This window comes from Paenarthrobacter sp. NPDC089675, from assembly GCF_044749185.1.
Classification (GTDB): Bacteria; Actinomycetota; Actinomycetes; order Actinomycetales; family Micrococcaceae; genus Arthrobacter.
Genome location: NZ_JBIVHM010000010.1, coordinates 1 through 14,718 on the forward strand (window position 1 = coordinate 1; position 14,718 = coordinate 14,718).

Consider the following 14,718-nt stretch of genomic DNA (forward strand, 5'->3'; position numbering starts at 1 on the left):
CCCACCGCGCCAGGAATACCACCCACCGCCGGAATCAACCACAGAAAAACCACCCAGCTGTCACAAACAGCTTGATATATACCGACGTTCCGGCGATTTCGTCGTTTTCGGGCGATTTCGCTGGGTCAGCTCAGCGGCGGCGTCCGATGGCCAGGCCCGCCCAAAACGCGAGGACCAGCAGGCCCACGATGGCCACGAGCAGGCCGATCTGCGTACCTTGGCTGATCATGGCGACGCCGTTACCCGAGAATGATGCGTTGCTCAGCGGCGCATAGGCGAACCACCCGAAGCCGGCATCCCTGTTGCTCCACGCCACGATCAGCCCGACGATCACCGCGATCAGCCCCAGCAAAGGCACGACGACGGCCGTCGGTTTGCGGGCGGGCTGCGGTGTGTTGTGTTCCCCAAATGTGTTGTCCCCCATGCGGGCAAGCCTAACCCGCGGCGCTGCGCCGAGATCGCTGGAACCCTGCCACTTCGCCGGGAAGGTTCCAGCGATTTCGTGACTTTCCGTGCGAAAGGACCGGTTTCCAGCGAAGTCGCGGATCGCAGCGCAACACGCAATCGGTAGAGTGCTCCCATGGATGAGAAAGCAACGTTGCTGCACTACCTCCGCACACGCCGAGCCGACCTGCTCGGCAAAGTGGAAGGCCTGAGCGAATACGACGCCCGCAGGCCCATGACTCCCACAGGCACCAACCTCCTGGGGTTGGTGAAACACGTGGCCAGCGTGGAGTTGGGGTACTTCGGAGAGACCTTCGGCCGGCCGGACGGGCGGGAGCTCCCGTGGTACGAGGCCACAGCCGAGCCCGATGCCGATATGTGGGTTCCGGCAAACGAAAGCATGCAGGACATCATCGACCTGCACCACTTCTCCGCCAAGCACAGCGACGAAACCATCGAGGCACTCCCCCTGGACGCACCCGGCGTGGTGCCCTGGTGGTCCGAGGAAAAGAAGAACGTGACCCTGCACCAGATCCTCGTGCACATGTGCGTCGAAACAGCCCGGCATGCCGGCCACGCCGACATCATCCGCGAACTCATCGACGGCCAGGCGGGCCAGCGGCCGAATGATCCCAATATCCCGCAGCGGACGTCGGAAGAACTGGCCGCCCACCGGTACAGGATCGAAGAGGCGGCGCTCGAGGCAGACCGCCACAGCTGAGTTTCATAGCCCACCCAGCGGTCAACCCGGCCGCCGATAGGAACCGGTAGACAGCGCCCGACGGCGGTACTTAAGTGCCGCCGTCGGGCGCTCCTTTCTGCCTGCCCCACATGTGCTGCTGCCCCGCAAGACCGCCACGCAAACTTGAGCCGAAATTGAGCCAAACGAACCCGATCCTTGATGTTGCGGCGTGACTCTGGATGCAGGCGCAGCACCCATACACAGGGCCAAGCGCTCCGAATATCCAGCAAGGACACAACGAGGTGGGGGAAATGATGGAACAGGCAGAAGCTCAAACAGAGGTGATGGCCGTCAAGGGCATCATCCAGGACCAGCTTCCCGTGGATTTTCACGCGCTGGGGGTCGCGGGGTGCATCGACCGGCTGGCCGAACCGCTGCGCCGCTCCGGCGTTGAGGTGCACTGGGACATCCCCCACCACGGCATCGAGATCTCTTCCGCTTCTGCCGGCCTGCTGTACCACGTGGCCCAGGAGACCTTCAGCAACACCCTCAACTATGCGGACGCCAGCGAACTCAGTATCCGCCTCAACGCCGTGTACCACGGCATCCAGCTCACGGTCACGGACAACGGCAAAGGCTTCGAGATCCACGCAGCGCCCAGCGGACGGCGCCACGGTTTCGGCTTGCTGCTCATGTCCCTGGCAGTACACGACGCCGGCGGCACCGTGGACATCGAATCCCAGCTCGGCCAAGGCACCAGCGTCTGTGTCACCCTGCCCCTGGATTGAGTCCTTATTGGGACCTTTTTCGGCCGCCTGAAGCATGGATCGATTGCCACGGCGGACGTATTCTGTAGCTACTTTTCGCACCTGGTGTCCGGACGGAACGGCAGGAAAATGGCACGGAACAGGGGTCAACGCATCGGCCTGGGCAGGTTCCTGCTCAGGATCTTCGGTTTCTTCTTCGTGAGCTTCTTGTGCGGTGTGCTGATCTCCGGCCTGGTGGTGCCCGTGGTGGCCTTCACCGGCACCACGGTTGGCGGGTCCATCGGTTTCTATGAGAGCCTGCCCAGCCAGCTCGACGTCGATTCGCCTTCCCTCTCCAGCACGGTGCTGGCCTCGGATGGCTCGCCCATAGCAACGTTCTACGCAGAGAACCGTGTGAAGGTGCCCTTGGACCAGATGTCGCCCTTCATCCGGCAGGCGATCGTGGCTATCGAGGACAGTCGCTTCTACCAACATCCGGGCGTGGACGCACAGGGCATCATGCGGGCGCTGACCTCCAATCTGACCAAGGGAACCCGGCAGGGCGCTTCCACCCTGACGCAGCAATACGTGACGAATGTGCTCAACGAATCCAGGCTGTCCCAGGGAAAGCCTGAAGACGTGGTGCTGAGCGGCCAGAAGACCATGGGAGACAAACTCCGCGAGATCAAGCTGGCCCTGGAACTGGAAAAGCGGTTCAGCAAGGACCAGATCCTGGAGGGCTACCTCAACATCGTGTTCTTCAACCGCAACGCCTACGGCATCGAAGCCGCCTCCCGGTACTTCTTCAGCACCACAGCCAAGGACCTCAACCTTCCGCAGGCGGCACTCCTGGCGGGGCTCGTCAACGGTCCCAGCATCTACGACCCCACCGTGGATCCGAACGCTGCCATCGCCCGCCGCAACCTGGTGCTGGACAGGATGCTCGAACAACACGTCATCAACCAGGTGGACCACGACGCCGCCGTGGCCACCCCGGTGGAATTGAAAGTCACCCCTTCCATGCAGGGATGCGCGGGGGCTGCGATGGCGACGTACTTCTGCGACTACGTCTCCCACCTCATCCTCAACAACGAGTCCTACGGCGCTACCCTGGCAGACCGCGAGCGCCTCCTGTACCGCGGCGGCCTCACCATCACCACCACCTTGGACAGCCGGCTGCAGGCAGCGGCCCAGGCCCAAGTCGACGCCTCGGCCGGCGACAACCCGGACAGGTGGGGGGCGGCCATGACCACCGTGGAGCCCGGAACCGGCAGGATCCTGGCCATGGCCCAGAACACGGTGTTCGTTCCCCAGCCGGGCAAGTACGACACCCAGTTGAACTTCAGCGTGGACGCCAAGGACGAGAACGGCTACGACCTCAACGGCGCAGGCGGCTTCCAGCCCGGTTCCACCATGAAGCCCTTCATCTACGCGGAGTGGCTTAACGAGGGCAAGAACCCCACCGCCATCGTGGATGCTTCCCGCCGGGTTTACCCGGTGGGCTTTCCCTGGCGTGACAGCTGCGGCAAGGTCCTTGGTGGCTACAGCACCGCGCAAAAGGCCCAGAACCTCGGCGCGGACGACGATCTGCAAAACAACGACGAGGGCTACTACAGGCCCATGCCCATCAACTACGGCCTCTACAACTCGATCAACACCGCCACCTTTGCCACGGCGGCCCAGTTGGACTTCTGCGGCATCCAGCGAATGGTGGACAGCGTAGGCCTCCACAGCGGCTTGGACAACGCACCGGTAAACATGCACCAGATCGGCAACCTGTTGGGTTCGATCGGCGTCGCGCCCGTAGTCCTCGCCAGCGCCTACGCGACCTTCGCCAACGACGGCACGTACTGCAAGCCAATCGCCATCGCGGACATCAGCGACTCGCAGGGCCGGAAATACGACGCACAAAAGTCCGAGTGCCGGGCCGCCGTCAAGCCAGAGGTTGCCCGGGGCGTCACGTCCGTCCTCCAGGACGTCCTCAAGATGGGCTCGGGCGTCTACATCAACCCGAAGGTGCAGAACCAGGTTCCCGTTGCAGCAAAGACGGGCACCTCGAACAACAACGGCGCCACGTGGGTTGCGGGCTACACCACCCGGCTCGCCACCGCTTCATTCTTCGGGGATACCTCGGCAGGACAGCAGCGCGCCGGGCAGAACGTGACCATCAACGGCAGGTTCTACAAGTCCCTGGACGGGTACATGATTGCCGGCCCGCAGTGGGCAAACTACATGATGCAGGCCACCGCCCTCTACCCAAGCGGCACCTTCAACCCGCCGCCACCCCCACCGGCCCCGGCTCCCATCACCACAGCCCCTGCAGTCCCCCGGCTCACCGGCCGCTAGGGTCGCGAAAGTTAGCGCACGACGGCGACCTCCCGCCGTCGTACGTTTTCGTTGGGAGGCCCGCTCTGCCGCCTAACGCGACGACATGACGCGCAAAGCAGGCCACACAAGGGGATTGGTTTGAGCGCGGGGTTGGTTACCGGGCGTAGCGCTCCGTGAAGTTCCTCAGCACCCGCATCGGTTCCGTGACCGTGGCGTGCCGGGCGGAACGGATCAGTTCCTCGGCCTGCTCGGGCGGGAAGTAGCCCGCATCCTTATAGATATTGATGCGGGTGACGAGGCCCTCGACGTCCAATTCAGGGTGGAACTGCGTGGCGTAGAGGTTGTTCTTGATACGAAACATATGGACCGGACAAGCAGCCGAAGCGGCCAACAGGACCGCATGGCCCGGGAGCTTGCTGCAGGCCTCTTTGTGCCCGACGAAGGCGTCGAAGGTATGCGGCAGCCCGGCAAGCAGCGGATCACGCTCGCCCTCCGCCATCAGCTTGATTTCCGTAGGACCCACGGGTTCACCGAAACGCCTGTCGATGGTGGCGCCCTGGTGGACCCCCAAAGTTCCAACGCCGTAGCAGGCTCCGAGGAACGGGAAGTCCTGTTCAACGATGTGGTCCAGGAGTGCGGAGAGTTCGGCCTCAACCCGGAGCTGTGCCGGACTTTTTTCCTCCACAGGATCGCTCGATGTGTACGGGCTGCCACCCACTATCACGCCGGAGTAGTCCTCCAGCTTGAGTGCAGGCATGGGGGCAGCCTCCAACCTGACCCGTACAAGGTCATGCTCATCCAACGCGCAATAGCGCAGGTAGGCCTGGTACTCGTCGTCGGCGGCAGCATCTTCGGCCCGGGTCGCCAGCAGCAGGAACGGCTTCACAGGCCCAGTTTGCGGGAGAAGCCACAAACATTCCAAGCAACGAGGGTGGGTCTGACAGACACTCCCTTGCTGCGGCCGCATTGCGTAGCGTTGGAATTGTTCGCGCTAACGCCCCGTATGCGCCGTTCAATCCAAGGAGCAATTTTTGAAGCAGGACCCTGCCGTGGTCAAAGCCAAGCAAGCCACTTCGATGCAAGAAGTGGCATCCAGTAAGCGCCCGGCCAAGATTCCGTGGGGTGGTCTTCTGGTATTGGCCGCGGCCGGGTTCACGGCGGTGACCACGGAACTTCTGCCGTCAGGGCTGCTCCCGCAGATCAGCAGGGAGCTGGGCGTTGACGAATCGGCAGTAGGTTCATTGACTGCGGCGTACGCGGCAATCATCGTAATTACCGCGCTGCCGTTGTCGCGCCTGCTCGGAGGCCGCGTCCCAAGGAAGACCCTATTGATCGGCACGGTCCTGGCCTTCGCGCTCAGCAACGTCTTGCTGGCAATGAGTCCCAACCTGGCAGTAGCGGTCGTGGCACGGTTGCTGGGCGGCATTGCCCACGGCATGCTCTGGTCCAGCATGGCCCCGTACGTTGCACGGATTGTTCCCGCCCACTCCGTAGGGAAGTCCATGGCCGTGGTGTTCAGCGGAACCAGCATCGCACTGGCCGTAGGAGCCCCGATCGGGACGCTCATGGGTACCGTCCTGACGTGGCGCGCCTCGTTTGTGGTCCTGGCCGGCGTCGGTGTGCTCCTGGCCGGACTTGCCCTGTGGCTCCTTCCGGCAGCCCACGATCCCGGAAGCCACAAAGCCCCGTCCATCAGGGCGGCCCTGAAGCTGCCGGGAGTGATTGCGGTGGCTACGGCATGGCCGCTGTTGTTGCTGGCCCATTTCACACTCTTCACGTACATCGCGCCGTTCCTGCTCGCTTCCGGCCTGCCCGAAGCACTTACCGGGATTTCGCTCTCCGTGGTGGGTGTTTCGGGGCTCGTGGGTATCTGGATTGCTGGCCTGACCGCTGATTCCCATCCACGGCGGTCCGTGATAACCGCCGTCGGGCTTCTCCTGCTGGCGTTCGCGCTGCTGCCTTTCCTGGGGACCACGACGCCGGGGATGTTCGCCCTCATGGTCGTGTGGGGCGTGTCCTTCGGCGCCATGGGTATCTACAACCAGGCGGCGATCCTCCGCGCAGGTGGAGAACACAAGGACGCAGCCAACGGTCTGACGGTCGTGACCATCCAGGTAGGCATCGCCGTGGGTGCCGTGTACGGAGCACTGGCACTCAACCTGCTTGGCGCACACCTTGTACCTTTGGCCGCCGCGCTTCCCACTGCGATTTCGTTGGTGATCATGATCGCCGGCAGGCGCGGTGGCTACCCGGCGGGAGGGCGGGAGAAGCGCCGTTAACATCGCTGAAACATGCCAGTCACGCGATCTTCACGAACGCCGCATTTCTGTAACCTACCTGCAACTTAGACCTTCTGAGTCGGAAACATAGCTCACCGAGTATTGAACCCGGGGATGCGAGGGCCGACGATTCCAGGCCCGTCACGGACAGGCTTGATCAGAAGGGAAACGCAGGTGGAGATCTCTGCGCAAAACGTCTGGCTGATGTTGTCATCGGCAATGGTTCTTTTCATGACCCCGGGCCTCGGCCTCTTCTATGGGGGCATGACGCGTGCCAAGGCAGCCCTCAACATGATCATGATGAGCTTCATTTCCGCCGGCATCGTTGGCGTGGTGTGGGTCCTCTGGGGTTACTCCATGACCACGGGCGACGGCTTCCTGGGCCTGTTCGGCAACCCGTTCGCGCACTTCGGCCTCCAGGACCTCATGGGCTCACCCGACCTCATCAAGGCCACCTTCGCGGCAACCTTCGCCATCATCACCGTGGCCCTTATCAGCGGAGCCATTGCCGACCGGGCAAAGTTCGGCGCCTGGGCCTTGTTCGTTCCCATTTGGGTCACCGTTGTCTACTGCCCCCTGGCCTACATGATCTGGGGCGGGGGCCTCATGAGCGCAGGCGGCGCACTCACCGACATCTTCGGCCAAGTCATCGACTTCGCCGGCGGCGCAGTGGTTGAGGTCAGCTCGGGAACCGCTGCTTTTGTCCTCGCATTGATCGTGGGAAAGCGTCACGGTTTCGCCAAGGACCCCAACCACCGCCCGCACAACGTGCCGTTCATCATGATCGGTGCAGCCATTCTCTGGTTCGGCTGGTTCGGCTTCAACGGCGGCGCAGCAACCACGGCAGCCCAGGCCGGCCTCATCTGGATCAATACCCTGGTTGCACCCGCTGCGGCCATGCTCAGCTGGTTGGTGACCGAGAAGATCCGCCACGGACACCCCACCTCGCTGGGTGCAGCATCCGGCGTTGTCGCCGGCCTTGTTGCCATCACGCCGTCCTGCGCAAACATCAGCCCGCTGGCCGCAGTTTGCCTGGGCCTGGTTGCCGGTGCCGCCTGCTGCGTGTTCGTGGATCTCAAGTACAAGTTCGGCTTTGACGACTCCCTGGACGTGGTCGGCGTGCACTTCGGCGCAGGCGTGATCGGCACGTTGTCCCTCGGTTTCATCGCCCTCCCGCAGGACGGCGTTGGCGGCGGCCTCCTGTACGGTGGCGGACCCCAGCAGTTGATTGCGCAGATTGTCGCCGTGGTCGTCACGATCCTGCTCTCCGGCCTGGGCACCCTGGTGATCGGCCGGGCCATCCACAAGACCATCGGCTTCCGAGTCACCCTTGATCACGAAGTGGCCGGAGTGGACCTTACCCAGCACGCCGAGACAGCGTACGAATTCGGCCTCACAGCCCATGGCCACTTCCGGCAGCAGCAGGCCCACCTGTCCTCACTGATCAAGCGGAAGCCGGAGGCGGCGCCCGCTGAGGGAGTGGCTGCGCCCGCGGCGAAGGAAGACAGCTTCGCTTAGTCTCCCCCGACAAACAGCGGACGACGGCGGTACGCAAGTGCCGCTGTCTTCCGCTGTTTTGCGGTAACCACCCAAGTAGGGGACAGTTCGCGTCGCAATGGGGGCTCGTAGCGACGTTTGCTGTCCCCTAGTTGGGGCCGTTCCAGAGGCGTTGCCACCAACGGCGTTTCGACGGCGGTTCAGGCTCAGTTTCAGGCGGGGAGGCCGTGGCCCGGCGATCACGCCAGCGCTGCACCTCGTGATCCACATCCCGGAGCTTGGTAATCACCGGCGGGCCGCCCTGCAGTTGGCGCCGGGCTTCAATCACCCGTTTGTTGAAGTCTTCCAAGGTCTCGCGGACCTGCTTCTCCATGAGGTATTGGTCCAGCTTGGCATCAAGTTCGGCGTCCTCCGTGCGCAGCAGTATGGCAGGAGGCCCCAGCCCGCTGATTTGTTCGCGTTGGATAAGGCCTTTGACCCACCAGTCGGGGTCGTAGCCCTTGCCGAGTCCGGGGATGGGCTTGCCTGCGTACTTGAGGTTGTCGAACTTCCCCTGGGCCATGGCTTCGCGGACGAGGTAGTCGGCGCGGGCGGCTTCGTTGACCTTGCGCCGCTTCTCGCGAACGGCATCATCGGCGTCGAGCTCGGCGCGTTCCTCAGCGTTGCCCCCGCTGCCGCGGCCTGCCCTGAGCTCCGCAGCGCGTTCCAGGCGTCTCCGATTGCCTTGGTTTTCCACGGCTTCCACCGCCTCTCACGAATCGTCCTGACCCTGGAGTCGTGTTCCTCTTTCCAGTATTCCCCAAAGGTGCGGGCACCAAACAGCTGTGCCGCCACCACCAACTTTGACCACGGGAAGGCCCCGACACGCCGCGTGGGGGCGTGCCGGGGCATTTTGGAGCTCAATGTGGTTGGTAGTGGCGCACGGGTACCGCAAAGTTGTCTGAGATCAGCTGCAGCCCCGGTCCGCTCCCGTCAGCGAACGGCCATGCTTGGATCCAACAGCTCGATGTCCTCCGGGGTCACCAGGACCACGCGTGCCGTGCAGATGTCGTAGAACAATCCCGTGGCCTGGACCTTCCCGGAAGCCAGCGTCGGGCCTGTGACGGGATGCTCCCGGAGCTTCCCCAACTGCACTGCGACGTTGACCATGCTCAGCTGGTCCAGGACGCTGAATCCTTCCCTTTCAGCCGCCTTGGCCACGGGATGCCCGCCCGTGAGGGCACCGTAGCTGGGCCGGGCGTGTTCCAGCCAGGTATCGAATCCCGCGCCCAACGAAGGCGCTGTACCCTCGGCATCAGCCAGCACGGCCTTCATCGCACCGCAGTTGGAGTGCCCGCAGATCACGATCGAGTCCACGGACAAGGCGTTCACGGCGAAGGACAACGTGGAGTCAATGGACGCTTCGTTGCCGTCATTGCAGACCACGTTGCCGATGTTCCGCAACGTCAGCAAGTCACCGGGGCCACTGCTGGTGATCAGGTTCGGGTTCACCCGCGAGTCCACGCAGGCAATAAACAACGTGTCCGGATTCTGGCCATCCGTCAGGTCCTGAACGAGTGGCCGGACTTTGTCCGCGTGCCGGCGATGGTATTTGTCGATGCCCCGGAGGATCGAGCGCAGCGGCGGGTAAGCATCGCCGTCGTCGTCCGCTCCGGCGAGAACCGAACGCCGCGGCGGCAACGGGAACTCCCGTAAGTCCTGCCGCTGCGGCGCGCTGTCCGCGGCGTCGGTGAACGCCGTTGTCCCGTGCTCCTCGATAGCGACCGATGCTCCGGTGGATTGATGCTGGGCCTGCCAGGCAACCAAGGCCTCCCGGAACGCGTGATCCAGGTAGTCGGCGTTGAGCTCCACCACCACATCCTTGCTTTCCGGCACGGCATGGAGCACGCGGCTCAAGCGGGGCAGCGCAAAGAAGCTGCAGGACCCTGCGACAGTGACCCGCCACGGCATCTCCGGGGCAGCCGGTGCATGTGCGTGGAGCTGGGCCCGAAGAACCCGCCACAACACGCACAGCGCAGCCAGGGCCAGGCCAATGATCACACCTTCCAGGAGATTCAGGGCGACTACGCAGACCAGCGTCACGCCGTACACAAGGAAATCCCCGGTCCGAAGGCTGGTCTTGATATCGGCAATCTTCACCAGCTTGGCGCCGATCACCAACAACAAACCAGCCAAGACGGACAACGGAATCAATTGGATGAGGCCGGCAAAGAGCGCGGAAAAAACCAGCACCCACACCCCGTGCAGGATGGCAGAAGCGCGCGACTTGGCACCGGCCTCAACGTTGGTGGCACTCCGCACAATCACTCCGGTAACCGGCAGGCCACCCAGCATGCCCGAGACCATGTTCGCCGAACCCTGGCCCACCAGCTCGCGGTTCAGGTTTGTCCTCGCGCCGGTGTGCATCTTGTCCACAGCAACGGCGGAGAGAAGCGATTCAATGCTGGCGATAAGCGCCACCGTGATGACTGCCATGACCGCGCCGCGCCAATTGCCATCGGGCAGGTTGGGCAGCGCAATTGCATCAAAAATGGACCCGCTGAAGCTGATCCGCTCCACGCCGGGCGCCACCGCCACGGACACGGCGGTCACGGCCACGACGGCGGCCAGCGGACCGGGAACCTTGCGAACGGCTGCGGGGAGGTACTTCCAACCGAGCAATATGGTTACAACCGCCAGCCCCAGAAGCGCCGAGTGCAGTTCAACGTTGGTGACGGCGGCGGGGAGTCCGGCAAGGTTCTCGACCGCGGAGCCTGCCGCTTCGCCGCCCAGCAGCACGTGGATTTGCTGCAGGATGATCGTGATGCCAATCCCGGCAAGCATCGCCTTGACCACCACCGGCGACACTGCCAAGGCGGCCCTCCCCACACGGCTCAGTCCGAGGAGCAACTGCACGACGCCGGCAGCCGCCGTGATTGCGCATGTCACCTGCCAGCCGAACTCGGCGACGAGACCGGCGACGACGACGGTCAGCCCGGCTGCGGGGCCGCTTACCTGAAGGACGGATCCACCGAGTGTGCCGGCGATGATTCCGCCCACGGCCGCGGCGATGAGGCCCGCCATGATGGGCGCACCCGACGCGGCAGCGATGCCGAGGGAAAGCGGAAGCGCTACGAGGAAGACAACCAGGGAGGCGGGAAGGTCGGCGCCGAGGTTGTCGAGGAAGCGGGGTCTGCCCGAGGGCTTGTTGCTGGGCGGACTGTGGGCGTCGTTCGCTGTTTTGGATGCCTGGGGCATTGGATCTCCTTGGCTCGTGGAGTTGACTCCTTCAGCGTAAGAAAACTGTCATGTCGAGTGACAAGCTGATGTGACACGTTTGACAAAAGTTGTGAATACGCAGCTTCACATGGCGACAAAGGGGAACTTTCACATAGGTCGTAAGCGTTGCTGCATCCTGGCACACCGGCCGGCAAAGGGTGCTCCGAGCGCACTCCTCGGCTCCGAGCAAAAAGGTAAGTTTCCTTAGGGTAGGTTGGTGCCAAGCGGAATGACAGTTTGGAGGCAGTCCATGGATGAGGTCCAACCCCTTCGCATCAGTTCGGAACCGGCGCAGTTGCAGGCACTTGAACCCATGCTCGAAGCGGTCAGCGAACTCGTAGGCGACGTGCCCGCCCTGCTGGAGGTGGCCAAGGACATCGCGCAGACGGTCCCGCATCCGGGCGAAGGAAGCACGGCCAAACTCTGGGAGGTGCTGGCCTCAGTTACTGCGGTGGATGTGGCCGCCGGACGGGTCCTGGAACCGCACCTCGACGCCGTCCACATCCTGAGCCAGGCCGGTCACCCGGAGCCCGAAGGCGCGTGGGGCGTTTTCGCCGCGGAAGGCCCCGGGTTGAGGCTGGAAGCCACCCGCGATGACGCTGGAAATTACCTTCTGAATGGGTCAAAACCCTGGTGTTCGCTCGCATCACAACTGGATGGAGCGGTGGTCACAGCCCACCTCCCGGGGGACCAGGGACGCGCGGCCTTCGCGGTAAACCTCAAAGACCACGGTGTCACGTGTGAGACACCGCAGTGGTCCAGCCGGGGCCTGCGGGAAATCCCCAGCGGCACAGTGCACTTCCACCACGTCCCGGCGACGATCCTGCAGGGACCAGGCTGGTACCACCAGCGCCCCGGCTTCGCGTGGGGCGGCATCGGCGTGGCCGCGTGCTGGCTGGGCGGCGCAGTGGCCCTGGCCCGGGACTTCGGTGGGTCCCTGTCAAAGGCAGCAGACAACGGTCGCGATCCCGATCAGGTCGCGTTGGCCCACCTCGGCGAAATCGATCGCCTGATCAGTTCCAGCACCGCCCTCCTGGCAAGGATCGCCGAACAGATCGATGGCCACCAACCCGGCACGGGTCCCAGCGACTGGAGCATGGCGCAAAGGGCCCGCGGGACCGTAGCTGCCGCCGTCGAACGTATTCAGACCCTGGTGACGCAGGACCTGGGACCGGGACCCCTCGCGTTCAACGAAACCTATGGAAAGCGCATGGCTGACCTTGCCCTGTACGTCAGGCAACACCACGCCATGCGTGACGACGCGCAACTCGGCGCCCTGGTGTTCAAGGGAGAGCGCGAATGGTGACCTTTTCCCACACGGACGCGGGCACCCCTGAGGCCGCCTGGTCCAGCAGCGGCGTCCGCGTCCTCCCGGAGCTGCCCCTGGGAGACGACGAACTCTCCGCCATGACGTTCGTGGTCCTGGCCGCGCACCCCGACGACGAATCGCTCGGCGCCGGCGGCCTCCTGGCCAAGCTCCACGCCGCCGGGGCGTCAATCCGGTTGCTGTTGTGCACCGCCGGCGAGGCGTCGCACCCGGATTCAACAACGACGACGGCGGAGCAGCTTTCCGCTGTCCGGCTGGCAGAGTTCGGTGCAGCCGTGTCCGGGCTGGCTCCTGGTGCATCGTGGCAGTTTCTGGAACTGCCGGACGGGAAGTTGGCTGCGGCAAGCGAGCGCATCGCCGGGAGCGTCCGTTCGGCGATCGACGAATCCGGAGCCCCGGCCAAGCAAGTGGTGATCGTTTCGCCCTACCGCGCCGACGGGCACATCGACCACGACACCCTTGGCAGCGTGGCCGCCAAGCTGGCCGAAGAAGGCGGTCACGGCCTGCTTGAGTACCCCATCTGGTACTGGCTGTGGGCCGGACCGGACGACGCCACCTGGACCTCATGGACCCGGGTCCCCTTAACGTCCGCGGAACAGCAAGCCAAGGCCCGGGCGATGCAGTCACACACGTCGCAGATCAAGCCCCTGTCCGGGCTACCGGGGGACGAAACCCTCCTGTCCCCGACGTTCCTGGAGCACTTTGCGCGCTCATGGGAAACCTTTGCGTGGCACCCACCGGTAGCTGGAACAAACCCGGCCGGTTCGCAAAGTGCGACATCACCGACCGAGGCATCCCACCGGGCCGGAGACGCCGAGGAGATTTTCGACGCCGTCCATGACCGCGAGGATGATCCTTGGAACTACACCACCAGTTGGTACGAACGCAGGAAACGGGCACTCACCCTGGCCGCGCTCCCCGAGGAACACTATGATTCAGGCTTGGAAATCGGCTGCTCCATCGGCACCCTCAGCGTGGAACTCGCCCCGCGGTGTGCCAACTTCCTCGCCGTGGATGCCAGCAGCAAAGCCCTCGTGCAGGCCGCAGAGCGCTTGCGCGGATATCCGGGGGCCCGAACGCAGAAGCTGACGGTGCCGCAGGAATGGCCCGAGGGCAGCTTTGACCTCGTAGTGGTCTCCGAGGTGGGTTATTACGTCGCACCGGAGGAACTCACCGAACTCCTCCAGCAGGTGAAATCCTCCATGCGGCCCGGCGGGACGCTCCTGCTGTGCCATTGGAGGCATCCGATCTCCGGATGGCAGTTGGACGGAGAAACCGTCCACGCGATGGCGCGCGAGCAACTCGACTGGCCAAGCCGGGCCCTGTACCGGGAAAAGGACTTCCTGCTCGAGGTGCTCGCGTCCCCCGACGGATCCTCGTGACCGCCCCGGAGGCGAAGGATCCTTCCGGGGCGATCCGTCACGTGGCAGTGGTGGTCCCGGCCCACAATGAGGAGCATCATTTGGGCCGCACGCTGACATCCCTTCGCCGGGCGGTGCAGAACCTGGAGCTCCGCTGTCCCGCGGTGACCGCCAGCATCACGGTGGTCCTGGACAGCTGTACGGATGGCTCGGCCGGAATCGCTGCGCAGTCTGCGGCCGAGCGCCGGTTCACGGCGTTGTCCGTCAGGCTGCGCAGCGCAGGAGCAAGCCGCGCGGCGGGGGTCGAGGCCGCCTTGGCAGCGGAGTGCTCCGACCCGCAGTCAATGTGGCTGGCGAATACCGATGCCGACTCCTCCGTCCCGCCGGGGTGGTTGGTGCGTCAGGTGGAGTTGGCCAACGCAGGAGCCGACGCCGTGCTGGGTTCGGTTGAGCCGGATCCCGCCGACGTGAACCCGGACGTGTTGCTTCGCTGGTTGGAACTGCACCCGTTCCAGGAAAACCATCCATACATCTACGGAGCGAACTTCGGGATCAGGGCTTCGGCCTATCTGGGCGCCGGGGGCTTCCCGAGGGTCCGCGCGCACGAGGACAGGATCCTCGCGGAGCGACTCCGGCGTCGCGGTTTCCGGGTGGTGGCAAGCGACTCGCTCAGGGTGACCACTTCAGGTCGAACAGAGGCGCGGGCACCGCAAGGATTCGCCGCCTACCTCCGCCAGTTGGCCCACAAAGTGCCGGCCGTGAGCGAGTCAGCCTGACCGAAGTCCGCCGAAGCAAA

The 14,718-nt window shown here is 64.2% G+C and carries 12 protein-coding genes; 8 read left to right on the forward strand and 4 right to left on the reverse strand.

Features of this window, described 5'->3' with window-relative positions; all coding sequences use genetic code 11:
• Nucleotides 1-130: 130 nt before the first annotated feature.
• A complete protein-coding gene (locus ACIPY2_RS18275) occupies nt 131-424 on the reverse strand; it encodes a hypothetical protein (protein WP_400267820.1) in 294 nt (97 codons plus the stop codon).
• 156 nt (nt 425-580) lie between these two features.
• On the opposite strand from ACIPY2_RS18275, the gene ACIPY2_RS18280 reads away from it, so the two are divergent.
• The 3 genes from ACIPY2_RS18280 (at nt 581) to ACIPY2_RS18290 (ending at nt 4,218) form a co-directional block, all read left to right on the forward strand.
• A complete protein-coding gene (locus tag ACIPY2_RS18280; RefSeq protein ID WP_400267821.1) occupies nt 581-1,165 on the forward strand; it encodes a DinB family protein in 585 nt (194 codons plus the stop codon).
• 275 nt (nt 1,166-1,440) lie between these two features.
• On the forward strand, nt 1,441-1,914 hold the full coding sequence (locus tag ACIPY2_RS18285) for a sensor histidine kinase (RefSeq protein WP_400267957.1): 474 nt from the start codon (nt 1,441-1,443) through the stop codon (nt 1,912-1,914).
• A 108-nt stretch (nt 1,915-2,022) separates the two neighbouring features.
• Entirely contained in the window at nt 2,023-4,218 is a 2,196-nt protein-coding gene (locus ACIPY2_RS18290; RefSeq protein ID WP_400267822.1) for a transglycosylase domain-containing protein, read from the forward strand.
• 136 nt (nt 4,219-4,354) lie between these two features.
• Here the strand turns inward: ACIPY2_RS18290 and ACIPY2_RS18295 are convergent, their stop codons facing one another.
• Nucleotides 4,355-5,086, reverse strand: coding sequence for a glutamine amidotransferase (locus tag ACIPY2_RS18295; RefSeq protein ID WP_400267823.1), 732 nt, complete (start codon nt 5,084-5,086; stop codon nt 4,355-4,357).
• 190 nt (nt 5,087-5,276) lie between these two features.
• Here ACIPY2_RS18295 and ACIPY2_RS18300 point away from each other — a divergent pair, with 190 nt between their 5' ends.
• Together ACIPY2_RS18300 and ACIPY2_RS18305 are read left to right on the forward strand one after the other, a co-directional pair.
• The gene (locus tag ACIPY2_RS18300) at nt 5,277-6,479 is read left to right on the forward strand and encodes an MFS transporter (protein ID WP_400267958.1); all 1,203 of its coding nucleotides are present in this window, start codon (nt 5,277-5,279) and stop codon (nt 6,477-6,479) included.
• 174 nt (nt 6,480-6,653) lie between these two features.
• Nucleotides 6,654-7,997 carry an ammonium transporter gene (locus tag ACIPY2_RS18305; RefSeq protein ID WP_400267824.1) on the forward strand — a complete coding sequence of 448 codons (1,344 nt, stop codon included), beginning with the start codon at nt 6,654-6,656 and terminating at the stop codon, nt 7,995-7,997.
• 127 nt (nt 7,998-8,124) lie between these two features.
• Here the strand turns inward: ACIPY2_RS18305 and ACIPY2_RS18310 are convergent, their stop codons facing one another.
• Nucleotides 8,125-8,712, reverse strand: a complete 588-nt coding sequence (locus ACIPY2_RS18310) for a DUF1992 domain-containing protein (RefSeq protein ID WP_400267825.1) — start codon at nt 8,710-8,712, stop codon at nt 8,125-8,127.
• Between the two features lie 236 nt (nt 8,713-8,948).
• Complete coding sequence (locus ACIPY2_RS18315) at nt 8,949-11,213, reverse strand: SulP family inorganic anion transporter (RefSeq protein WP_400267826.1); 2,265 nt, start codon at nt 11,211-11,213, stop codon at nt 8,949-8,951.
• A 271-nt stretch (nt 11,214-11,484) separates the two neighbouring features.
• On the opposite strand from ACIPY2_RS18315, the gene ACIPY2_RS18320 reads away from it, so the two are divergent.
• The 3 genes from ACIPY2_RS18320 to ACIPY2_RS18330 are packed head-to-tail and all read left to right on the forward strand — an operon-like array spanning nt 11,485 to nt 14,698.
• Nucleotides 11,485-12,540 carry an acyl-CoA dehydrogenase family protein gene (locus ACIPY2_RS18320; RefSeq protein ID WP_400267827.1) on the forward strand — a complete coding sequence of 352 codons (1,056 nt, stop codon included), beginning with the start codon at nt 11,485-11,487 and terminating at the stop codon, nt 12,538-12,540.
• A complete protein-coding gene (locus ACIPY2_RS18325) occupies nt 12,534-13,943 on the forward strand; it encodes a PIG-L family deacetylase (RefSeq protein WP_400267828.1) in 1,410 nt (469 codons plus the stop codon). Before ACIPY2_RS18320 ends, ACIPY2_RS18325 begins: the two co-directional genes overlap by 7 nt.
• A complete protein-coding gene (locus ACIPY2_RS18330; protein ID WP_400267829.1) occupies nt 13,940-14,698 on the forward strand; it encodes a glycosyltransferase in 759 nt (252 codons plus the stop codon). Before ACIPY2_RS18325 ends, ACIPY2_RS18330 begins: the two co-directional genes overlap by 4 nt.
• Nucleotides 14,699-14,718: the final 20 nt, after the last annotated feature.